General features: G+C 70.0%; 13 protein-coding genes and 1 tRNA gene. 4 read left to right on the forward strand and 10 right to left on the reverse strand.

Annotation, left to right across the window (positions count from 1 at the left end):
- Positions 1 to 143: 143 nt before the first annotated feature.
- Positions 144 to 4,535 (forward strand): FtsK/SpoIIIE domain-containing protein, encoded by a 4,392-nt coding sequence (locus OKJ99_RS07720; RefSeq protein WP_326015085.1) that lies wholly within the window; start codon positions 144 to 146, stop codon positions 4,533 to 4,535.
- Positions 4,536 to 4,666: 131 nt separating this feature from the next.
- On the opposite strand, the gene OKJ99_RS07725 is transcribed toward OKJ99_RS07720, so the two are convergent.
- The 9 genes from OKJ99_RS07725 to OKJ99_RS07765 form a co-directional block, all read right to left on the reverse strand.
- Complete coding sequence (locus OKJ99_RS07725; protein ID WP_326015062.1) at positions 4,667 to 6,055, reverse strand: DUF308 domain-containing protein; 1,389 nt, start codon at positions 6,053 to 6,055, stop codon at positions 4,667 to 4,669.
- A gap of 327 nt (positions 6,056 to 6,382) precedes the next feature.
- Positions 6,383 to 6,811, reverse strand: coding sequence for a hypothetical protein (locus tag OKJ99_RS07730; RefSeq protein ID WP_326015063.1), 429 nt, complete (start codon positions 6,809 to 6,811; stop codon positions 6,383 to 6,385).
- A gap of 79 nt (positions 6,812 to 6,890) precedes the next feature.
- Positions 6,891 to 11,375 (reverse strand): DUF6531 domain-containing protein, encoded by a 4,485-nt coding sequence (locus OKJ99_RS07735; protein ID WP_326015064.1) that lies wholly within the window; start codon positions 11,373 to 11,375, stop codon positions 6,891 to 6,893.
- Between the two features lie 169 nt (positions 11,376 to 11,544).
- Positions 11,545 to 12,156 carry a DUF4291 domain-containing protein gene (locus OKJ99_RS07740; RefSeq protein ID WP_326015065.1) on the reverse strand — a complete coding sequence of 204 codons (612 nt, stop codon included), beginning with the start codon at positions 12,154 to 12,156 and terminating at the stop codon, positions 11,545 to 11,547.
- The gene (locus tag OKJ99_RS07745; protein WP_326015066.1) at positions 12,153 to 12,647 is read right to left on the reverse strand and encodes a hypothetical protein; all 495 of its coding nucleotides are present in this window, start codon (positions 12,645 to 12,647) and stop codon (positions 12,153 to 12,155) included. The genes OKJ99_RS07740 and OKJ99_RS07745 overlap by 4 nt, the downstream gene beginning before the upstream one ends.
- A gap of 91 nt (positions 12,648 to 12,738) precedes the next feature.
- A complete protein-coding gene (locus tag OKJ99_RS07750; RefSeq protein ID WP_326015067.1) occupies positions 12,739 to 17,253 on the reverse strand; it encodes a DUF6531 domain-containing protein in 4,515 nt (1,504 codons plus the stop codon).
- Between the two features lie 25 nt (positions 17,254 to 17,278).
- On the reverse strand, positions 17,279 to 18,013 hold the full coding sequence (locus OKJ99_RS07755) for a hypothetical protein (protein WP_326015068.1): 735 nt from the start codon (positions 18,011 to 18,013) through the stop codon (positions 17,279 to 17,281).
- 32 nt (positions 18,014 to 18,045) lie between these two features.
- Positions 18,046 to 18,360 carry a hypothetical protein gene (locus OKJ99_RS07760; protein ID WP_326015069.1) on the reverse strand — a complete coding sequence of 105 codons (315 nt, stop codon included), beginning with the start codon at positions 18,358 to 18,360 and terminating at the stop codon, positions 18,046 to 18,048.
- A gap of 76 nt (positions 18,361 to 18,436) precedes the next feature.
- On the reverse strand, positions 18,437 to 18,736 hold the full coding sequence (locus OKJ99_RS07765; RefSeq protein WP_326015071.1) for a WXG100 family type VII secretion target: 300 nt from the start codon (positions 18,734 to 18,736) through the stop codon (positions 18,437 to 18,439).
- A gap of 173 nt (positions 18,737 to 18,909) precedes the next feature.
- Between OKJ99_RS07765 and OKJ99_RS07770 the strand changes: the two genes are divergently transcribed.
- Positions 18,910 to 19,686, forward strand: coding sequence for a phosphotransferase family protein (locus OKJ99_RS07770; protein ID WP_326015073.1), 777 nt, complete (start codon positions 18,910 to 18,912; stop codon positions 19,684 to 19,686).
- 222 nt (positions 19,687 to 19,908) lie between these two features.
- Here OKJ99_RS07770 and OKJ99_RS07775 read toward each other — a convergent pair.
- Positions 19,909 to 19,981 (reverse strand) — tRNA-Arg (locus OKJ99_RS07775).
- 294 nt (positions 19,982 to 20,275) lie between these two features.
- Between OKJ99_RS07775 and OKJ99_RS07780 the strand changes: the two genes are divergently transcribed.
- On the forward strand, positions 20,276 to 22,012 hold the full coding sequence (locus OKJ99_RS07780) for a GTPase domain-containing protein (RefSeq protein WP_326015074.1): 1,737 nt from the start codon (positions 20,276 to 20,278) through the stop codon (positions 22,010 to 22,012).
- Between the two features lie 5 nt (positions 22,013 to 22,017).
- Positions 22,018 to 23,469: YfjP family GTPase (locus tag OKJ99_RS07785; protein ID WP_407700659.1), on the forward strand; the 1,452-nt coding region annotated here is incomplete at its 3' end.

The following is a 23,469-nucleotide window of genomic DNA, read 5'->3' on the forward strand; positions in this document are numbered from 1 at the left end:
GCGGGTCGGCGGATGGTTCACCTGCGCTGTCCGTGAACCATCCGCCGACCGGCCCCGTAGTCACGACAGTGGTACGGGAGCCGCCGAACGCGGCTGCCCAGGCCCCCCATTCACCCTGGCTGGAGGACGTTTTCGTGTCGTTGATGTTGACCGTGGTCGAGGTGGGCGGTGACGCGTTCGACGTCCATCTCGACGCCGACCCCGACACGCCCATGAGCGCTGTCGCGGAGGCGCTGGCCGGGGCGGGAGGCGTCCACCGGCCCCCGGAGGGCCTCGGCCTGTACGCCGACGACCGGCTGCTGCCCGGGGACCTGCGGCTGCGCGACGCGCCGTTGCAGCACGCCTCCATCGTGGGCCTCGGCCGCCCGGCCGGCACCGCGGCCGCCGAACCGGACGGCCTGGTGGAGGTCCGTGCGGTCGGCGGTCCCGGAGCGGGCGCCGTGCACCGGATCGACATGGGGGAGTACCGGATCGGCCTCGGCCACGACGGCTCCGCCCAGGTGCTGCGCGCCGTCCCCGACCGCCCGTCCGCCGTGCTCACGGTCGGCCCCGGGGGACGCTGCCGGATCGCGCCCGACGCATCGGCGACCGGCGGCGGCTCCATGCAGCTGGACCGCGAGGACGTCACCGAGGCCACCGCCTGGCCGGTCGGCGCCCAACTCCTCGTCGGTGACTGCCTGCTGGAACTCGCGCTGCCGCAGAAGCCGGACGCGGCCGTGCAGCCCTCCGAGGACGGCACCGGCTGGGACTACAACCGGCCGCCGCGGCTTCGCCCCGCTGAGCGGGTCACCCGCTTCGCGCTGCCCTCGCCGCCCGCTCCGCTCGCCGCCCGTCCGCTCCCGTGGATCACCGCGGCGGCCCCGCTGGTGATGGCCGTCGTGGGCGCGATGGTCTTCGACCGCATGTCGATGCTGCTGTTCGGGCTGCTCTCCCCGGTCGTGGTCGTCGGCAACTACGTGATGAGCCGGCGCACCGGCCGTCAGTCCCACTCCGACAACGTCGCCGAGTACGAGGAGAAGAAGGCGCGCATCGAGGGCGACGCGACGGAGGCCCTCGTCGCCGAACGCACCGCCCGGCGCCGCGGCTTCCCCGACCCGGCCGAGGTCGTCCTGACCGCCGTCGGTCCCCGGCGCCGCCTGTGGGAGCGCCGTATGAACGACGCCGACTTCCTCGAACTGCGCGTCGGAACTGCCGACATGGACTCCGATGTCGTGCTCCAGGACCCGACGAAGGACGAGCACCGCCGCCAGGACCCGTGGACCGCGTACGACGTCCCCGTGACGGTCCCGCTGCGCGAGCACAACGTCCTCGGCATCGCGGGACAGGGCCCTGCCGCGCGCGCCGTGGCCCGCTGGACGGTCGCCCAGGCCGCCGTCCTGCACAGCCCCCGCGACCTCCAGATCCACCTCCTGACCACCGGCGAGCAGGGCCGCGACGGCTGGTCCTGGCTGCGCTGGCTGCCGCACGTCCGCAAGAAGTCCGGCGACACCCCGGCCAGCATCGGCTACGGCACGGAGACCTGCGCCCGCCGCGTCGCCGAACTCACCGCGCTGATCACCGAGCGTGCCACGGCGACGGCGGCCGAACGGCGCGGCAAGAGCGCAGGACCCGACGTGCTCGTCATCCTCGACGGTGCCCGCAGGCTGCGTTCGCTGCCCGGCGTCGCGCAGATCCTGCGCGACGGACCCGCCGTCGGCATCCGCGCCCTCTGCCTGGACGCCGAGGAGCGGCTGCTGCCCGAGGAGTGCCTCGCCGTCGTCGCCGAGGAACCCGGCGGCACCGTACGGGTGGGCCGCTCCGGAAGGGGCACCGTCCGGGGCATCAGGCCCGACATCGTCTCCGCGGACTACTGCCGTTCGCTGGCCCGCGCGATGGGCCCGCTGCGGGACTCGGGCAGCGGCGACGAGGAGGCCGCGGTGCTCCCCGGCTCCGCGCGCCTGCTCGACGTCCTCTCCCTGGACCCGCCGCGGGTCGAGGGCATCCGGGCGCGCTGGCTCGCCGGGGGCCGCTCGACCAGGGCCGCCGTCGGCGTCTCCCTCGACGGCCCCTTCCACCTGGACCTGAAGCGCGACGGCCCGCACGGCCTCGTCGCCGGCACCACGGGTTCCGGCAAGTCCGAACTCCTCCAGACCCTCGTCGCCTCGCTCGCCGTGGCGAACCGCCCCGACGCGATGACCTTCGTACTGGTCGACTACAAGGGCGGCTCCGCGTTCAAGGACTGCGTCGACCTGCCGCACACCGTCGGCATGGTCACCGACCTCGACGCCCACCTCGTCGAGCGGGCCCTGGTGTCCCTCACCGCGGAGCTCACCCGGCGCGAGCACATCCTCGCCGCGGTCGGCGCCAAGGACATCGAGGACTACATCGACCTCCTGGAGCGCGAGCCGGGCGCGGGCCGCGATCCGATGCCCCGACTCCTCATCGTCATCGACGAGTTCGCCTCGATGGTGCGCGACCTGCCGGACTTCGTGAAGGGCCTCGTCAACATCGCCCAGCGGGGCCGCAGCCTCGGCATCCACCTGATCCTCGCGACGCAGCGCCCCAGCGGCGTCGTCTCATCGGAGATCCGCGCCAACACCAACCTGCGCATCGCGCTCCGGGTCACCGACTCCGGCGAGAGCCAGGACGTCATCAACTCCGGTGAGGCCGCCGGGATCTCGCAGAGCAACCCCGGCCGCGCCTACGTCCGTCTCGGCCAGAACTCCCTCGTGCCGTTCCAGTCCGGACGCGTCGGCGGCCGCAGGCCCGGCGCCACGGTGGCCTCGCTGCCCGCGCCCTGGGCGGTGGCGGTCGGCTGGGAACGGCTCGGCGAACCGCTCCCGACGCGGCCCCGCGCCGCGGCAGCGCCCGCCGACGTCGAGACCGACCTCACCGGCCTCGTCACGGCGATCCGCGAGGCGGACCAGCAGATGGGCATCCCCGCCCAGCACAGCCCCTGGCTCCCGCCGCTGCCCGAGGTCCTCGTCACCGGCGAACTCCCCCCGCCCACCCCCTCGGACTACGACCTGGCACCCGTCGCGTACGGCGTCGTGGACCTGCCCGCACAACAGGCCCGGCAGGCCCTGGTGATCGACCCGGCGACGCTCGGGCACCTGCACATCATCGGCTCGCCCCGCCAGGGCAGGTCGCAGACGCTGCGCACCATCGCCGGCGCCATGGCACTCGCCCACTCCGCCGACAAGCTGCACATGTACGGCATCGACTGCGGCAACGGCGCCCTGCTGCCCATCGAGGGCCTGCCGCACTGCGGAGCCATCACCCAGCGCACCCAGCCCGACCGGGTGGCCCGGCTGCTCGCCCGCCTCAACGAGGAACTGGGCCGCCGCCAGGAGATGCTCGCCGCCCGCGGCAGCGCCGACCTGGCGGAACTCCGCCGCGGCCTGCCGGAGGCCGAACGGCCCCCGCACATCGTGCTGTTCATCGACCGCTGGGAGGTCTTCGACAAGCAGCTCGGCGAGTACGACTCGGGGAACCTGTTGAACTCCGTGCTCACCCTGCTCCGGGACGGCGCGAGCGTCGGCATCCACCTGCTGATGACCGGTGACCGGGCGCTGTTCTCCAGCCGCGTCAACGGCTCCACCGAGGACAAGCTCGTCCTCAAGCTGAACGAGAAGTCCGAGTACGGGCAGATCGGCATCACCCAGCGCAACGTGCCGGACGAGATCCCGCCGGGCCGCGCCTTCCGCGCCGCCGACAAGGCGGAGGTGCAGATCGCGCTCCTCACGCAGAACCCGGAGGGCCAGGCGCAGGCCGGGGCGCTCCAGCAGATCGCCGCGCACTGCCGCGAGCAGGCGGCCCAACTCCCGGCCACCACACGGCCGTTCCGCGTCGACACCCTGCCGGACCGGCTCACCTGGGAACAGGCGGTCCAGTACGTGCCACGGCGACTGCCGTCGCCGCGCTGGGCGCTGGCCGGCATCGGCGGCGACGAACTCACGGCGGTCGGACCCGACTTCTCCGTCACGCCGACGTTCATCGTCTCCGGTCCCGCCCGCTCGGGCCGCAGCACCGTCCTGTCGACGCTGGCCATGTCGCTGCTCTCGGTCAGGACACCCATCGTCATCGGCGCGCCCGTCAGGTCTCCGCTGCGCCGGCTCGCCGGACGGCCCGGGGTCCTCGCGGTGTTCGACGAGTCCGACATCGACCCCGCGGCCCTTGAGCAGGCGCTGGCCTCCGCGCCGAACGGCGCCGTGGTGATCCTTGACGACGCCGACCTGCTGCTGAAGTCGAAGGCGGAGTCCGTACTCACCCCGATCGCCAAGTCCGGGGCCGAGACCGGCCGGGGCCTGGTGCTCGCGGGCCAGACCGACCGGCTCTCCTCCGGCTTCTCCGGCTGGCACACGGAGGCCCGCCGCAACCGGACGGGGCTCCTGCTCAAGCCGCAGAACATGAGCGACGGGGACCTGATCGGCGTGAAGATCCCGCGCAGCCGCTTGGGCGGCACCCGCGCGGGGCGGGCGATCCTGCACCTGGGCGACGGGGTGCTGCGGACGGTTCAGGTCCCGGAGACGGTGCTGCCGAAGCCCGGCGGCTGACCCGACGGGGACGTCATGCGCGAGGGCCCCGCACCGGCTTCGGCCGGTGCGGGGCCCTCGCGTTGTGTGCGGGCCGGTGCGCGGGTGCGGGGCCCTCTCGCCGTGTGCGGGCGCCCGTGCATGCGCACCGGTCAGGGGGTGCCGGGCAGATAGCTGTCGTCGTGCACCGGTGGGGTGGTGTGACCGGTGTAGGCCAGCGGCCCGTAGCCCAGGCCGACCACGCCCAGGGCGAAGCCGGCCACGTCCGTGCGGGTCCAGGCGTGGGTGAGGCCCCGCAGGCCGTCCATGGTCGGCAGCCTCAGGGACGACGCGGGGACCCGGAAGCCGTTCGCCAGGATGTTGGTCAGCACCGAGCTCACCGCACCGGTCGGGTTCCGCGCCGCCTTGGCGAGGAACGCGAGATCGTCGATCTTGGACCCGATCCCCTTCATCGCGCCGGCGATGTCGGTGGGGAGCTTCTTGAAGTCCTTGCCGGCGATCCAGATGTTCCTGCGGACCTTCCCCATGGCCTCGGGAATCTGCTTGAACTCGCCCCGGAACTGGTTGAGCCCGCTGCTGATCTTGCTGATGCCGCCGCTCGCCCCGCCCACCTTGACCGCGGACGTGACCGACTTGGCGATCGAACCGACACCCTTGAGAACGGCGCCGCCGCCGAGGAACAGGCCGATGCTGCTCAGCACGATGCCGAGGACGTTGAACTCGCCCTTCTCGGCGCTCATGGACATGTTGATCCCGAACGCCGTCGCGCCGGTCACGAAGCTGGCGATGGACAGGGCGAGTCCGATGCCCTGCAATCCGGGCACCAGCATGGCCAGCACGCCCAGCACACCACTGATGATGCCCAGGACGAAGCTGAACACCTTCCGGATCTTCTCCCAGAGGCTGTAGCCCTCGACGGACTCCTCCCTGGCGTCGTCCAGCTTCTGCGCCGCGACCGAGGCGTCCTCCTCGCGCACCTGCCGCGCGTCCTCCGCGAGCGCCCGGGCGGCGTCCAGATCCCCCTGCGCGTCGTCGGACCGCCGCTGCGCCGAGGACTGCTCGGCGCGCGCCTCGTCCAGCGCGCGGCGGGTGCTCGCGCGGACCTCGTGGTCGTCCGGCGGGTGCTGCGCGGCGTCCAGCCGGCCGATGTCCGCGCCGGCCGCCTTCACCGCCTCGGCGGCCGACTCCAGCCGCTCCTTGGCCTCCCGGCCGTTCTCCAGCGCCATGTCGGCCTTGTGCTGCACGTCGAGCAGCGAGTGCGCGTACGTGTCGAGCGCGCCGGCCGCCTGGTCGTAGGAGCTGTGCAGCTTGCGGACCTGCTCGGTCAGATCACCGAGCTTGTCCCGAAGCTTGTCCATGGCCCGGCCCTCGCCGACCTGATTGTCCTCAAGACCGGAGAGCAGCGGCAGGGCATCCCCCGCGTCGTCGGCCACCGAGCGGTAGCCGCGCGCGAGTCTGCCGAGCATCTCCGCGTCACCCGGGGTCGGATCGTCCGAGAACCCGAACACGTCCTCCCAGTCGGACACCGGCGGACGCACCATGGACGCCACCTCACTTCTCGTCAGTCACGGTGCCCGAGATCCGCGCCGACCGCCGGGTCTGCCCCACGACGGGTCCGGACCCGGGCTCTTACACGATTTCGATCATGCCCCGGACGCATCCGGCCACACGTGCCCGGGTAACCGGCCCTCAGTCAGGAATCGTCCACGTCCGCGTTCACGAATTCCCAGACGTACTCCTGGACCTCGACTGCGGAATCCAGCCGTCGGCGGAGGGCTGAGGTCCTGCGGCAGGCACGACAAGATGGCTCCCGCCGATGAAGTTCGCCGGGATCCCTCTCGCATGTGGTGATTCCCTGCTGGCGCGGACTACTCCTCGAAGTATCCGCCGGGAGCGAGGATCGCGTAATGGAAATACAGCGGAAGGTCGTCTTCCGGATCCATCGGCACCTCTCGGCTCGTATCCCGTGACAGCAGCAGGGCGATTTCGGGGAATACAGTCTCTTCCGCGTCGGGTTCTTCGTCCTCGTCGAGTGATCCGACGGAGTTTCCTTCCTCCGTCAGGATGTGAACGAGTTGACGGGCGGGTGTCCGGAAGATGTCTCTCCCTGAGAAGGTCACCTGCACATCGGCATCGTCGTCCTCGAACCTCCATGCCTCGACGGCGGTCAGCGTGGCACCGTCGTCGCAGATGAGCACCACCTCGAACTGCGGGTGCTGGACGACTGCCTTGAAGTCTCCGAACTCCGGATCCGGGGCGGTCGGCGAGACTTCTCCCCACGCGGAGGCAATGCGCATCGCCTCCTCGATCGGGGTTCCGAAAAGCAGTGGGCCCATCCCTCGCCCCGGAGTCATTTCCAGCTGCACTACGCTTCTCTCACTTCAGATGCTTGTAGTCGACCGACCAGTTGTTCTTCTTCAGCACATCCTGGAGCCCCTTGTTGGTGGGCATGCTGGTCACCGCGTCCGCGATGTGCGTGTCGTACTTGTTTCCGAACTTCGACCGGACGTCCTTGATCTCAATGGCCATCGCCTGGTCGAACTTACCCTGATTCACGAGGCTCCGTTGAAGGGCTTGCGTCCTCTTCGCCGCCTTGCTGGAACCGGTACTTGTCAATGCACGGTGATCGGCCTTATCCATCCGGATCGCAGGGCCACTGTGTGCCGTCAGGTTTGGATTTGTGCGCCCCACGTAGGCCGTCTTCGCAGGCATGTGGTGGATCTCGTTCCCGGAGCGAGCAGGGGTCAACGCGCCGTACCAGCCACCCTTGTCAGTACATGCTGATGGTGCGAGTCCAAGGACGTCCGTGCTCTGGCGTGGATTGTTTACATACCCGACCGGGTTCGGTGCCGGTTCAAGACCCAACGGGTCCGGGGACGCATACCGTCCCGTCTCCGGATCGTAGTGGCGGAAATAGTTGTAGTGGAGGCCGGTTTCGGGGTCTTCGTACTGGCCGGGGAAGCGGAGTGGGGTGGTGGCGGTGGCTTCGCGGTTGCGGGTGGTGACACCCCACAGGGTGGTGCGGGAGTGCCAGGCGATGTGGCCGGTTTCGTCGACGAGTTCGGTGGGGGTGCCCACCAGGTCGGTGACGATCGCGAAGAAGCGGGAGTCCCACTCTTCCTTGGTGAGGTCGTCGGTGGGGCGGGGCTTGCGTTCGAGCTGGGTGAGCGGGCGGTCGTCGTCGTGTTCCCAGGTGAGGGTGACGCCGGTCGTGCTGTCGGTCTGCTCGGCGAGGGTGCTGCCGTCCCACGTGAAGTGCACGGCACCGGCGACCGAACCGTCCTCCGCCATGCGGTACTTGGCGGTGCGGCGGCCGATCGGGTCGTAGGTGTAGCGCCACAGAACGCCGTCGGGGGTCGTGCACGAGACGAGGCGGTCCTCGGTGTCCCATGCGTAGCGCCAGGTGTCGGGTTTCTTCGACAGCCTGCGCTTCTGGCGCAGCACCATGCGGCCCGCGGCGTCGTGCTCGTAGCGCACGCCCCCCGCCGTCTCGACACGGGTGCCGGTGTAGGTGCGTTCGCCGCGGGCCTCGGCCCGGCCGCCCTTCTCCGGCCAGGTCGCCTCCGTCTGGTTGCCGGCCTGGTCGTAGGCGTAGGACTCGGTCCAGCGGTCGGCCGTCACCGTCAACGGGCGTCCGACGGGGTCGAGTTCCAAGCGCTGGCCGGTGCCGGTGACCGCATCGGTGACGGCTGTGAGGTGGTCGTCCGCGCGGTAGGTGTAGCTGCGGCTGCGCAGGGAGCGGCCCTGTGCGACAAGACCGTGGGCGACCGTACGGCCGACCGAGTCCCATGCGGTCGACGCTTCCACGGGCGAGGCGTCCGTGCCCCAGACACGGGCCAGTTCGCGGCCGAGGACGTCATGGGTGAAGTCCAGCCGGTGCCCCCCGGTGGTGAGGGCGTCGCGATTGCCGGCTGTGTCGTAGCCGAGTTCGGTGACGGCGCCCGTGGGCGTGACACGGGAAGTGCGGCGGCCGAGGACGTCGTAGGTGAAGCGGGTGGTACGGCCGTCGACGGTCTCGGCCAGGGCCCGTCCCATGACGTCCCGTTCGAACTCCAGCGTCGTATGGGGGGAAGCCGCTCGGACGAGTTCCCTGTTCGCGTCGTACGTGTACGACGTGGACGTTCCCCCGACATTCTTGGCCAGCAGATCACCGATGGCGTTGTACTCGAGGGTGATCTCCTCGCCCAGGGGTGTGGTGCGGGAGACCACGCGGCCCACGGCGTCGTGCGTGTAGGCGATTTCCCGACCGTCGAAGTCGGACTCCTTGGCCAGCCGACCCGCACGGTCGTGGGTGTAGTCCCAGGTCAGGCCCTGTGGGTTGGTGACCCGGGTGAGGCGGAGCTCGGGGTCGTAGGCGAAGGTGTAGCGGACGCCGTCGGGTCCGGTACGGGCCGCGAGCTGGTCGAAGTGGGTGTACTCGAAACTGGTGGTGGCACCCGTGGGATCCGTGTGGGTGAGGCGGTTGCCCTCGCCGTCCCAGGTCAGCCGCTCGCTCCGACCGTCGGGCGTTGTCCGCTCCGACAGGTGGCCCTCGACGGTCCACACCGCGCGGGTGATCGCGCCCAGCGGGTCGGTGATGGTGGTGAGGCGGCCGAACGCATCGCGTTCCATGGTCGCCCTGTTGCCGGCCGAGTCGCCGATCGCCAGGGGGAGGCCCGCGTCGTCGACCTCGTACATGAACACCGTGCCGGACGCGTCCGTGGCCGAGGCGATGGCGCCGCTGCCGTGATGGGTGAAACGGTCCGTGGCTCCGTCCGGGGCGATGACGGTCGTCAGGTTGCCTCGCTCGTCGAACTCCTGCTGCCAGGTCACCCCGTGGCTCGTCGACGTGGTGAGGAGGTTCAGTGCGTTGTACGTCGCCGTGGACCGGGTCTCGTCGGGGAGCTCGATGGCGGTGGGGTTGTGGGACCGGTCGTACTCGAAGCGGGTGGTGTTGCCGAGGGCGTCGGTACTGGCCAACAGGTTGTCGTAGCGGTCCCACTCGGAGGTGGTGGTGTGGCCCAGGGGGTCCGTCTCGGCGACGACCTGGTAGAGGTCGTTGAGCTGGTAGGTGGTCGTGGCACCACACGCGTCGGTGAAGTGCGTCCGGAGCTCGATGGGGTCGTAGGACCAGCGGGAGGAGAGGTAGCCGTCGGGGCCGACGGTCTCGGTGATGCGGTGGGCGTCGTCGTAGACGTAGCGGTAGGTGGAGCTGTTGCGGTCGGTCCAGGAGGTGATGCGCGAGTCGTCGTCGTAGCCGAACACCATGGGCCGGCCGGAGGAGTTGACGACGTGGGTGAGGTTGCCATCCGCGTCGTGTTCGTAGGACGTGACCTCGACGGGGCCGTCCGGCGTGGTGACGGCGAGGCCGGTGATCAGGCCGGCGATGCAGCGGACGTCGACGCGGTAGCCGCCGGAGTGGACCAGCGTGGTCGGGGTGCCGTCCTCCAGACGCGAGATGGTGACGCTGTTGTCGTTGCGGTCGTGCCAACGGGTCAGCCAGTACAGGCCGTTCTCGTCGTCTGGGTGGTCCGCGAAGGTCTGGACGAGGCCCGAGTGGGGGTCGGTGACGCGGTAGGTGACCCGGCCCGTGGTCTCGTCCGTTCCCGCGCAGGTCAGGGGGATGCGGGCGCCTTCGTCGGGCCACACAGGGGCGGCGGACTCGGAGGCGGGGAGGCCCGGGTAGGTGAGGATGGACCCGTCTTCGCGGGTCCACCACACGCGCTCCTGGTCGTCGATCTCCAGGCGTTCGTCGAGGGTGGAGGCCCAGGAGGGGCCGAAGAACTGGCCACAGCGGTAGGTCGAGAGATACGTCCGGGAGATCGTCAGCGACAGCACGCCCGGCAGCGACAGATCGGTCTGGGGCAGAACCATCTCGCCGCTGGCCACGTCGACGGGGTCGGTCGCGCACTTGCGATTGCCCAGACCCCGGCTCACGCTCTGAACGTTGCCCGTCCTGGCCGAGGCGGGCTTGACGCCCTTGAGGGCGGAGCCGATTCCCTTGATTCCCTTGAGGAGTGCGCCGCCGCCGGCGACGAGGCCGACGAAGCCGAGGACGATCTCGGCGATGTCCCAGTCGCCGGTCTCGGCCATGATCGACATATTGATGCCCAGTGACGCGGCACCGGCCACGACGGCACCGATGGTGAGCGCGATGCCGAGCCCCTGCAGGCCGGGTATCAGCAGCGCGAGCACGCCCAGGACGGCGCTGATGATGGCGAGTGCCTTGCTGAACGCCTTCTTGATCTTGTCCCAGAGGCTGTAGCCCGCAACCGACTCGTCTCTCGCGTCGTCCAGCTTCTGGGCGGCTACGGAGGCGTCCTCCTCGCGCACCTGCCGGGCGTCCTCGGCGAGCATCCGGGCCGCATCCAGGTCCGCCTGGGCATCGTCGGCGTGCGCCTGGGCGCCGGCTTGTTTGCTGTGGGCCTCGTCGAGGGCACGCCGGGTGCTGGCGCGGGCTTCCTTGTCGTCCGGCGGATGCTTCTGGCCGTCGAGGTGACTGATGTCGGCACCGGCCGCACGCACGACCTCGGTGGCCGACTCGAGCCGGTCCTTGGCCTCGCGGCCCTTCTCCAGGGCGTTGTCGGCGTTGCGCTGCTGGTCGCGCAGCGAGTGCACGTACGTGTCGAGTGCGCCGGCGGCCTGGTCGTAGGAACTGTGCAGTTTGCGGACCTGGTTGGCCAGGTCGCCCAGCTTGTCCCGGAGCTTGTCCATTGTCTTGCCCTCGCCGACCTGGTCGTTCTCCAGGCCGGAGACGAGGGGCAGGGCATCGCCCGCGTTGTCCGCCACGGAGCGGTACTGGCGGGCGAGATCGCCGAGCATGTCCGCATCACCGGGGGTCGGGTCGTCCGAGAACCCGAAGACATCTTCCCAATCGGACACCGCAGGACGCGCCATGGCCATCCCCCATCTTTCTTTTGGCCGGATCCGGGCAGACCGGCAACGGCTGCTGCATTAGATAACGAACGGTCAGGTTTTGTGCTCGCCACAGGAACTGCATTTCCTCCTGCGGCAGTTGCTCCTCGGCTGCAAGAGAACTGGCGGGCCCTCTTCACGCATCGGCGCCGATTCGAGACCGCAGCGTCTGCGGGAGTTCGTACACCGTCTCCCTGGGCAGCAGGCTTCTCGCCTCTTCCGTCTCCCCGTCACGCACCCGTGCATGAATGCGGTGCGCCAGCGTGGTGGCGTCGGTGATGCCCACCACCCATGCGTCGACGTACCGTTCCACCGCTTCGCCGGACAGGCCCACCTGTACCGCCTTGCGGTCGGTGCGATCGAGGTGCAGATCCCGGTCAGGGTCCCACTGCACCCGGACCGGGCTGAGACGTTTCTGCCGCCGCCACTCCTCCATATCGGAATGAACCGAGCGGGAATGACTGCTGAGGCTCGCATGGGCCAAGGCCCACTCGAATCCCTCGCGTCGGATCTCCACCGCCAGAATGCGTTCCTGGGAGGGCTTGGAGGCCCAACCCGACCGGTACATCATCCACAGGAAGGAAGGCTTGATCCAGGTCATGCGGTCGCGCTTGAACGGCGCGACGAAGGTCCCCGCTTCCAGCGCCGCATCGGCGACGGCGGGCGAGTACGCCTGGTACACCGTGATCGTCTCATCGGTGTACAGAGCGCGTACCGCCCGCTCCTGATGCCGCTCCCCTGTGCTCACGTCTTCCCCGGAATCCCGCCGCCGGACGAGGCGGCCCACACCTCGGTGCGCGACAGCTCGGGGCCCTTCACGCTCGTGGCTCCCGCGGTGAAGGCGAGCCAACGCAGTTCGTCGCAGCCGAAGAAGGATTCGCCCCAGGCGTCCACCCAGATGCGGACCTGCGACGGGCCTTCGCAGGTGGCGTCCCACCAGGCCCACCCCCGCGAGTCCTCTTCGGGATCGAACCGGTACAGCCACTCCTGGACGTCCCACTCGGCGGCGCCCTTGAGTTCGAGGTAACAGCGCATTCCGGTCAGGGAGAACTCCGGCGCCTCCTCCGAGCCGCCGGAACCAATCGCGCGGAACCAGGCGGGAAGGTTCTCCTCCGGGAGGTCCGAATCGTCGAACTCGGCCGTTCCGGCCAGTTCCAGAGCCACCTGGAGAACGGAGCGCAGCCGTTCCACGTAGACCGCCGGTGAACCGTCCACCTGTACGTCGAAACGCGACAGCACGGGCGGGGCATCCTCGGCCGACGGAACGCTCCGGACCCGGCGCAGTTCTTCCGTGACACTCTCGAGATCGTGAATCATTCCGAACGCCGCCTCAGCCTTCCTGCACAACCCTGCCGGACCCGGGGACGATGTTCGCCCGCAGGTCGTTGAACATGCTCTTCGGAATACCGTAGAGGTCGTTACCCATGGTCGGATCGGAGATCTCCGGACGCGTCTGCAGCTGCTTCCGCCATTCGGCCTTGGAGATGTTCCTGGGGTCGGGATTCCGCTGCGGGATGGCCTCGGCACGGACGCGTTCGCGGAATTCGTCCCGCACGCCGAACTTCACAATCTGGCCGCCGTCGCCGCGGAATGCCGTGGTGTGCCTGAGGTCGCCACTCATGTTGACGTACAACTTCCCGTTGCCATTGAGGCTCACCTCGCCGTTGGGGCCGATCTTGATGCGCTGGCTCATCGGGTGATCCGTCTGCTTCCGGAACACCGGAACGTCGGTGCAGGATTCGGGCGCCAGCCCCATCGCGTCGCTGTCCGTGTGCGGATTGTGCACATACGTCGACGGGTTCGGCGCCGGCACAAGACCCAGCGGATCCGGTGACGCGTATCGCGCCGTGTCCGGGTCGTAGTGCCGGAAGAAGTTGTAGTGCAGGCCCGTCTCGGGGTCGGCGTACTGGCCCGGGAAGCGCAGCGGGGTGTAGGCGGTGGCATCGCGGTTCCAGGAGGTCCGGCCCCACAGCGTGGCGTGGGACTGCCACGCCACGCCGCCGTCCTCGTCGACGAGTTCGGTCGGCGTGCCCACCAGGTCCGTGACGATCGCGAAGAAGCGCGAGTCGACCTCGGACTTGCTCAGGTCCGCGAGACCCTGCCCGTCCGACCGCGGCCTGCGCTCCAGCTGGGTCAACGGCCGGTCGCCTTCGTGCGCCCAGGTCAGGGTCACGCCGTTGGCCGTGTCGGACTGCTCGGCGAGCCGGGTGCCGTCCCAGGAGAAGTGCACGGCGGACACCGCCGAACCCTCCTCCGTCAGACGGTACTTGGCGGTGCGCCGGCCCAGCGGGTCGTAGGAGTACGTCCAGCGCCCACCGTCCGGAGTGACGCACGCCGTGAGCCGGTCCTCCGCGTCCCACTCGTACCGCCACGTGTCCGGCTTGCGCGACAGACGCCGCCGCTGCCGGAGGACCATGCGGCCGCCGGTGTCGTGTTCGTACCGGACCGCGCCCGCCGACTGGACGCGCGTTCCTTCGTAGGACCGCTCGCCGCGGGCCGTCGTGTGGCCCGCGGAGTCCGGCCAGGAGCCCTCGGTCTGGTTGCCCGCCCGGTCGTAGGCATAGGTCTCGGTCCAGCCCTCGGCCTTGACCGACAGCGGGCGGCCCACCGGGTCGAGCTCGAACATCCACGTGGCGCCGCCCAGCGCGTCGTGCACCGAGGTGACGTGACTGTCGCCGCGGTACCCGTAGGTCCGCGACCGCACCGCTCGTCCCGGTACGGCCAGGTCCTGCGCCACCTTGCGTCCCGCCAGGTCCCAGGCGGACGTCAGGGTGACGGGAGATGCCTCCGGGCCGAAGGAGCGTGTCAGCTCGCGGCCCATGGCGTCGTGGGTGAAGGCGACGGTGTGTCCGTCGGAGGTGATCGACGCGGGGTTGCCGAACGGGTCGTACGCGTACTCCGTGACCGCGCCCGTCGGCGTCGTCCGGGAGGTGCGGCGGCCGAGGCCATCGTACGTGTACCGCGTCGTGCGGCCGTCCACCGTCTCGGACAGCAGCCGCCCCACGAGGTCGTGCTCCATCGTCAGGGTCGACGTGGGGGACTCCGCCCCGGTCAGCTGACCGCCCGCGCCGTAGGTGTAGCGGGTGACCTGTCCGTCCACGTCCTTCGACAGCGTGTGGCCCAGGAGGTCGCGGTGGTACACGAACCGGGTGCCGAGTGCCGTCGTACGGGAGGTCAGACGGCCCAACGGGTCATGGCCATAGGCCTGTTCGCGGTTGTCGAAGTCGGACTCGGCGACCAGGCGGCCTGCCGCGTCGTAGGTGTAGTCCCAGGTCAGCCCGTACGGACTGGTGACCTGGGTGAGCCGCAGCTCGGGGTCGTAGGCGAAGGCGTAGCGTGCACCGTCCGGTGTGGTCCGGGCGGCCGGCTGGTCGAAGTGGGTGTACTCCATGGCCGTGGTGCCGCCGGCCGCGTCGGTGTGGGAGATGCAGTTGCCCTCGCCGTCCCACGACCAGGACTCCACCTCGCCGTGCGCGTCGGTGCGGGTGGCGATCCGTCCCTCGACCGTCCAAGTCAGCCGGGTGATTCCGCCCATGGGGTCGGTGTAGGCGACGCTGCGGCCGAAGGCGTCGCGTTCCAGCGTCGCGCTGTGGCCCTGTGCGTCGGTCACGGACAGCGGAAGTCCCGCGCCGTCGTTCACGTACCGCGTCCGCATGCCGGTCGGGTCGGTGACGGACGCCGTGGCACCGGTGCGGTCGTGTTCGTAGCGCAGGGTCACACCGTCGGGTCCGGTGGTGGCCGTCGGGTTGCCCCGCTCGTCGTACTCGTGCCGCCACACCGTCCCGTCCGGACCGGTCGTCTCGACCGGCAGGTTCAGCGCGTTGTACACCGCGGACGAGCCGTTCCCGTCCGCGAGGTGCACGGCGGTGAGGTTGCGGGAGACGTCGTACTCGAAGCGGGTGGTGTTGCCGAGGGCGTCGGTGCGGGCGAGGAGGTTGTCGTAGCGGTCCCACTCGGAGTGGACGGTGTGGCCCAGCGGGTCCGTCTCGGCGACGACCTGGTGCAGGTCGTTGAGCTGGAAGACGGTCGTGGCGCCGCAGGCGTCGGTGTAGTGGGTGCGCTGCTCGGCCGGGTCGTAGCTCCAGTGCGAGGAGAGACGGCCGTCGGGGCCGATGGTCTCGGTGACCCGGTTCGCCTCGTCGTAGACGTAGCGGTAGGTGGAGTAGTTGCGGTCCGTCCAGGCGGTGATGCGCGAGTGCTCGTCATAGTCGAACACCATGGCCCGGCCCGACGAGTTGAGGACGTGGGTCAGATTCCCGTCCGCGTCGTGCTGGTAGGACAGCACCTCCACTGACCCCTCGGGCGTGGCGACCGCCACGTCCAGCAGCAGGCCGGCGACGCAGTTCAGTTCGACGCGGTAGCCGCCGGAGTGGACCAGGGCTGTCGGAGAGCCGTCCGCCTCCCGCTCGACGTGCACCTCGTTGCCGTTGCGGTCATGCCACCGAGTCAGCCAGAACGTACCCGTCTCATGACCACCGACGTCGACGGAGCGGTCCGCGAAGACGCAGACGAGGCCCGTGTGCGGATCGACGACGCGGTAGGTGAGGACGCCCTCGGCGGACGTCTCGGCCGTCAGCGGGAGGCGGGGCCCCTCCTGCGGCCACACCGCGTCCTCGCTCCCGGTGGCGGGAAGTCGCGGGTAGGTCAGGATCGACCCGTCCTCCCGCGCCCACCACACCACGCCCGTGTCGCCGACCTCGAGGCGTTCGTCCAGCGGCGAGGCCCAGGAGGGGCCGAAGAACTGGCCGTAGCGGTAGGCCGACAGATGCGTGCGCGTCAGCCGCAGCGGCAGTACACCCGGCAGGTCCACATCGGTCTGCGGCAGCAGCATCTCGCCGTTGGCCACGTCGACCGGGTCCGTCTTGCAGGTCTTGCCGCCCGCGGGACGGCTGTTGGAGCGGATGCCGGACCCGATGTTCTTCATCGAGTTGGGCTTGACGCCCTTGAGGGCGGAGCCGATTCCCTTGATTCCCTTGAGGAGTGCGCCGCCGCCCGCGACGAGGCCGACGAAGCCGAGGACGATCTCGGCGATGTCCCAGTCGCCGGTCTCGGCCATGATCGACATATTGATGCCCAGTGACGCGGCACCGGCCACGACGGCACCGATGGTGAGCGCGATGCCGAGCCCCTGCAGGCCGGGTATCAGCAGCGCGAGCACGCCCAGGACGGCGCTGATGATGGCGAGTGCCTTGCTGAACGCCTTCTTGATCTTGTCCCAGAGGCTGTAGCCCGCAACCGACTCGTCTCTCGCGTCGTCCAGCTTCTGGGCGGCTACGGAGGCGTCCTCCTCGCGCACCTGCCGGGCGTCCTCGGCGAGCATCCGGGCCGCATCCAGGTCCGCCTGGGCATCGTCGGCGTGCGCCTGGGCGCCGGCTTGTTTGCTGTGGGCCTCGTCGAGGGCACGCCGGGTGCTCGCCCGCGCCTCTTTGTCGTCCGGCGGATGCTTCTGACCGTCGAGGTGACTGATGTCGGCACCGGCCGCACGCACCACCTCGGTGGCCGACTCCAGCCGGTCCTTGGCCTCCCGCCCCTTCTCCAGGGCGTTGTCGGCATTGCGCTGCTGATCACGCAGCGAGTGCACATACGTGTCGAGTGCGCCGGCCGCCTGGTCGTACGAACTGTGCAGTTTGCGGACCTGGTTGGCCAGGTCGCCCAGCTTGTCCCGGAGCTTGTCCATCGTCTTGCCCTCGCCGACCTGGTCGTTCTCCAGGCCGGAGACGAGGGGCAGGGCATCGCCCGCGTTGTCCGCCACGGAGCGGTACTGGCGGGCGAGATCGCCGAGCATGTCCGCATCACCGGGGGTCGGGTCGTCCGAGAACCCGAAGACGTCTTCCCAATCGGACACCGCTGGACGCGCCATGGCCGCTACCTCACTTTTCCTGTTCTGCGTCGGTCGTATCGGCTGCGGCGGTCGTGCCGGTCGTGCCGGTCGTGCCGGTCGTGCCGGTCGTGTCGGCCTGGCCGTCGAAACGGAGCGACTCCGCGATCGCGTCGAAGACCTCGTAGAACTGCTCCGCCAGATCCACGTTGGGAGTGGAGCTGGCGATCACCAGGTAGTCGTGGGTGTTGGGCACCGGGACGAGGGTGTGCCGCACCGCGGTGGGCACCCGCGTCCCGTGGTAGTCGATGTCCTCGATACGGGAGATCCGCCCGGCTGCCCCGGCATGCGGAAGCTCCACCAACTCCACCTCACCGGGCGGCAGTCCGCTGCCCTCCGCGTCGGTGCCGAGCTGCACGCCTGCGGCCATGACGAGGTCCGCCAGATCCTCCGACTCCCCCTCGGGAACGGTGATCCGGAGCACCACGGTCGTCGCGCTGAGCACCAGCGGACCGCTGCCCGCGCGCAGGATCCTGATCATCCCCGACGCCCGCAGCGCGCCCTTCGCGTGCGCCTCGCGGGCGGTGCGCCGGGTGGTGCGGATCAGCCCGTCCAACTGCTCGCGGGTCAGCTGCGGGGCCTTCTCCACCTGTGCCTCGATACGGCGGCGGATCGACGCGTCCCGCGTGCTCGGGTCGAGGTCGAGATGCCACCACGAATCGGGGAACCTCAGGCTGTACTCCGCGGGCGCGGCCGCCTCCGGCTGCTCCGTGGTCGGTTCCGTCATGGCGCTTTTCCCTTCGGCGCGACGTTCCTCCGTCACGCGTCCTTCTTGTCTTCGTCCAGCGATTTGACGGTCTCGTCGTCCGTCTGCGTGAAGTTCTCGGCGATCGTGTCCGTGTTGTCGGCGAACGTCTTCACGTTGTCGTGAACCCGCTCGTGACCCGCCACCCACGCCTTGTCGAACGCGTCGAGGGCGTCCGCGAGCGTGCTGTCGCCGGCCAGGCTCTTGAAGTCCCCCGCGCCGCCGGTGGCGTTGTAGAGCGTCGCGGAATTCCCGATCAGATCCCCGATGTTCTGGAGCTCCTTGACGGTGTCCTTCAGGTCCTGCACAGGCACGCTGATGTTGCCCATCGGTGTCTCCTCTCCTGTCCCAGCCGCCCAGCCCCGCCCTCACAGGGAGAGCGGGGCCGGACGATGCGGGGGAGCTTCAGCCGATGGAGCCGGCGGTCTGGTCGTCGGTGTCGACGAACGCGTCGGCGACCTGCTGGATGAACTCGCTGACACCCTGCAGACCCTCGATGGCCTTCTCGGTGCCGTTCTTGTACTCCTCCCAGTACGGGCGGAACTTGCTCTCCGAGCCGGGCGTCGCGTAGGCCGCCTCGACCATCTCGTCCATCTTGGTGTTGGCCTCGTGCAGGCTCTGCTGCATGAGTTCCTTCTGGTTCTGCAACCAGGTGGACGCCTCACGCATCTCGTCGGGGCTGATCTTGATGTTGCCGCCGGCCATCTCGGTTCCTTCTCTCGTCTCGATTCGCCCGCGGTCCTAGATCCGCGCACACCGGGGTCTACGGGGCACCTGGCGAGGCGGTTCACGTGTGGTTCGCGGCTGTTGCGGAACGGTGACGAAAGGGGAGGGGGTCCGGACCAGGGGGAAGACACTTCGGCACATCCGTTTGCGCCGTGCAGGATGAAGCGGCCGTGCAGGATGAAGCGATGGAGAACGTGACCGCGAACGAAGAGCCATTACGCGGTGGTCGCATCACCTCTGGCGTCGTCAGGGTCGGGAACACCGTTCGTCGACCGGCGACCGCGTCGTCGCCGTTCGTCGTGGAACTGCTGACGCATCTCCACCACCAGGGCTTCACCGGCGCCCCACGCCACCTGGGGTTCGACTCGGACGGCCGCGAGACCTTGAGCCACCTACCCGGCTGGGTGCCCGCACGCTTCCAAACGTGGCGTGCCCACCAGATCGCCGCCGCAGGCACCCTGCTCCGCGCCTTCCACGACGCCACCCGCGACAGCCACCTCACCGGCCCCCGTTCAGTGGTCTGCCACCACGACCCGGGACCGAACAACACGGTGTTCTCGTGCGGCGTCCCGACGGCCTTCATCGACTTCGACACGGCGGCCCCTGGCGAACCACTCGAAGACCTCGGCTACATGGCGTGGACCTGGTGCATCAGCTCCAAACCCACAGCCCCACCCCCAACGTCCCAAGCCGCCCAGCTCCGCACCCTCACCGACGCATACGGCCTCGACGCCGCCTCCCGCCCACACATGCTGGACGCCGTCCTGACCCGCCAACTCCGCAACGCCGCCTGCTGGCGTACCCACCTCACGCCCCCACCCCCACCCGTGGCATCCGCCACCCAAATCCACGAACGCATCCACTGGTCCGAACGGGAGCACGCCTACACATCAACCCACCGCTCGACCTTCGCAGCAGCCCTGACCTGACTTGGCCTGACCGGTCGGCCGGCCCGGGGACACCCTCCCCACCTTGTGACTGTGACGCCGGGCCACGACATATTCGTGGCCCGACGCCACAGTCCTCCTGGCTGCCGTACCACCCGGCCCACGCACGACACGCGACGCCCACATGCCCGACGGAGTGCCGGCCTGCCGCCACCCCTCCTCCAACCAGCAAAAAGGCCCTACCGGAGTAGGGCCTTTCAAAGGCGCCCCCGGCAGGACTCGAACCTGCGGCCAAGCGCTTAGAAGGCGCCTGCTCTATCCACTGAGCTACGGGGGCCGGTGTGTGGCCGGTGGCTTGGTCGGGGGATGTGGGGTGATCCGTGACCTTGCCGGGGACAAGGATAGGGCTCCCGGGTCCCTGCCCTTGCTGCTTCGCCTCCGCGGCACGATGTGGAGGTTCAGTGAAGCGGTCCCGATAATCGCAGGTAGGTACGAATCCTGCAGCGCTTTTGGCGTCATGCGCCTCGGGTGTTGTGCACTCGTTATGCCTGCGCCCCCAGTCGCCCCTTCCGTCCCGCTGTGTGCTTCCTGTGCCTTATCGCGTAACTTATCGGCGCGCAGACGCGGTCATATGCTTCATAAAGCAGCCAAAGTTGGGCATTCTTCACGTGTGGTGACCTTGGACGTTCGGCCTCAGCTGCTCGACGCAATTACCGCGGTGCGCGACCGTGTCGCCGCCGCGCGCTTTCCGCTCCCGCTCGCGGGGGCGCCACGCGCGCGTGCCAATCGCGGCGAGCTGCTCGCACAACTCGACGACTATTTGGTGCCCCGCCTGCGGGCTCCCGAAGCGCCCCTGCTCGCCGTGGTCGGCGGCTCCACGGGCGCCGGCAAGTCGACCCTGGTGAACTCCCTCGTGGGGCGTGTCGTGAGCGAGGCCGGAGTGCTGCGGCCGACCACGCGTACGCCCGTCCTCGTCTGCCACCCGGATGACCACCACTGGTTCTCCGGGATGCGGGTGCTGCCCGACCTCACGCGCGTATGGGTGCCCAAGCAAGCCGATGGCGGTCATGGCAGTCATGGCGGCCATAGCAGTCATGGCGGTCATGGTGGTCATGGCGGCCTGGAAGGGGAGGGGGAGGAGGAGGGTGACCTCGAACCCGTTCCCGACGCGGAGGAGCGGGTGCTGCGCGTGGAGACCTCTGGGGTCCTGCCGCGCGGGCTCGCGCTGCTCGACGCCCCCGACATCGACTCCCTCGTCGCCGAGAACCGGGTGCTCGCCGCACGGCTGATCAGCGCCGCCGACGTGTGGGTCATGGTCACCACCGCCTCCCGGTACGCCGACGCCGTGCCGTGGCGGCTGCTGCGTACCGCCAAGGAGTACGACGCATCCCTCGTGACCGTGCTCGATCGGGTGCCCCACCAGGTCGTCGCCGAGGTCTCCCGGCAGTACGGTGCGCTGCTCGCCAAGGCCGGGCTCGGCGAGGTGCCGCGGTTCACCGTGCCGGAACTGCCGGAGTCGACCGGCAACGGGGGGCTGTTGCCCGCCACCGCCGTCGCCCCGCTCCGCGCCTGGCTGACCCATCGCGCCCAGGACGCCGATGCACGCGCCCGCGCCATGGCCCGCACTGCCCGCGGCACGCTCGACTCGCTGCGCGCCCGGATGCCCGAACTGGCCGCGGCCGTCGCCGCCCAGCACTCCGCCATGGTCCGGCTCACCTCCGCCGTCGAGGACGCGTACGAGAACGAGCACGCGCGCGTACTGGAGCGTTTGCAGGAAGGGGGTGTGCTCTCCGGGAACGCCCTGAAGCACTGGCGCAGCTACCCGGCGGACTGCGGGGCCGGTGAGCTGCTCGACGCTCTGGTGGAGAGCCTCGGCTCCCTGCTGGCGTGTGCGGTGACCGCGGCCGACGAGCGGGTCGACGAGGCCTGGCGCCGCGAACCCGGCGCGCGCGCCACCGAACTACGTAGGCAGGATCCCGAGCCCGAGACCGCCGAACAGCGGATCGGACTTGCCGTACGGCGCTGGCGGCGGGTGCTCGAGGAGTACGCCGAGGACGAGGTGCGGACCGCAGCCCAGGCCATGGACGGATCGCCGCCCGACGCCGAGGCCGTCGCGGCCCTCGTCGCCACCGGCCTGCTCGGCGGGCGGCGGGGGAAGGCCGCGGGCGAGAACCTGGCCGAGCGGATCGGCGCCCAGGGCGCCCTGCGGCTGCGCGACCGCGGCGGGAAGCTCCTGAGCGAGTACCTGGACACCGTGCTCGGCGCGGAACGCGAGCGTCGGCTCGCGCCGCTCGACGCGCTCGACATCACACCCGAATCCCAGGCCGAGTTGATCGCGGCCCTTTCGCTGCTGCAGAAGGAGAGGTGAGGGCGCTGACCGCCGTCACGGATCAGACCGATCCCGATCCCAGGGATCCCGCCGATCCCGCCAACCCCGTCGATCACACCGGTTCCGTGGATGACTCCGATCTGACGGATCTCGCGGACAACCTTGCGGACAACCTTGGGGGCAACCTTGGGGGTGCGGGAGGGTCGGGGAGCGTAGCGCTTCGAGAAGTCGCGTCATCCGAAGGCGAAGACGACGAAGGCGAAGCCGCGCCTGTCGGTGCTTCTCGGGGCGTGGAGATTCCCGTAGGGCGTACGGAGTCCACCCCCTGGGACGACGGGCTCATCGCGCGGCGCGTCGCCAAGCAGGGCGGCGAGGTGGCGGTGCCGGCCGGATCGGGGACGTACGACGGGCAGTTGAAGCAGCGGCTCGACGCGCTGCGGGAGCTCGTCGGGCTCTCGCGCACCCGGCTCGACGGGGCAACCCTCGCCGAGGCCGGGCAGGTGCTCGACGAGGCCGCGGCCCGGCGGAGGCTGTCGTCACGGCACACCGTCGTTGCCATCGCGGGGGCCACCGGGAGCGGCAAGTCGACGCTGTTCAACACCCTCGCGGGCGTGCCCCTCTCGGAGACCGGTCTACGTAGGCCCACCACTTCGGCGCCGATCGCGTGCAGTTGGACGGACGGGGCCGCCGGGCTGCTCGACCGGCTCGGGATCCCCGGGCGTGCGCGGCGGCGCCCCGCGCAGGGGCAGCAGGGCCAGCAAAGAGAGGCGGCGTTGGACGGGCTGGTCCTCATCGATTTGCCCGATCACGACTCCGCCGCGCTCGAACACCGCGAGCAGGTCGACCGGGTGCTCGGCCTCGTGGACGCCGTGGTCTGGGTCGTCGACCCCGAGAAGTACGCCGACGCGATGCTCCATGAGCGGTATCTGCGGCCCATGGCGGGGCACGCGGAAGTGATGTTCGTCGTGCTCAACCAGGTCGACCGGCTGCCCGGCGACGCCGTCGAGCAGGTCCTGGACGATCTGCGGCGGCTGCTCGACGAGGACGGCATCGCGCTCGGCGAGCACGGGGAGCCCGGTGCCACGGTGCTGCCGCTCTCCGCCCTCACCGGGGAGGGCGTGGACGACCTGCGCGACTGCCTCGACCAGGTCACCACCGAACGCCGGGCCGCCGCGCGCCGGATCGGCGCCGACGTCGACGCCGCCGCCGACCATCTGAAGCACGTGTACGCGACCGGGCGGCAGAGCGGGCTGAGCGAGGAGGCCCGCGAGGAGTTCGCGGACCGGCTCGCCGAGGCCGTCGGCGCGGCCGCTGCGGGCCAGGCGGCCGGGCGGGAGTGGAGCCGGGGCGCCAACCGGGCCTGCGGCACGCCGTGGCTCAGGCTCTGGCGCTGGTACGAGGACCGGCGCGCGGTCGGCTCGACCGTCACGGCCCCCGTGGTCCCTGCCGACGAGGAGGTCACGGCCCGGCAGCGCGTCGAGCACGCGGTGCGGGTG

This window comes from Streptomyces endophyticus, assembly GCF_035798155.1.
Classification (GTDB): Bacteria; Actinomycetota; Actinomycetes; order Streptomycetales; family Streptomycetaceae; genus Streptomyces; species Streptomyces endophyticus.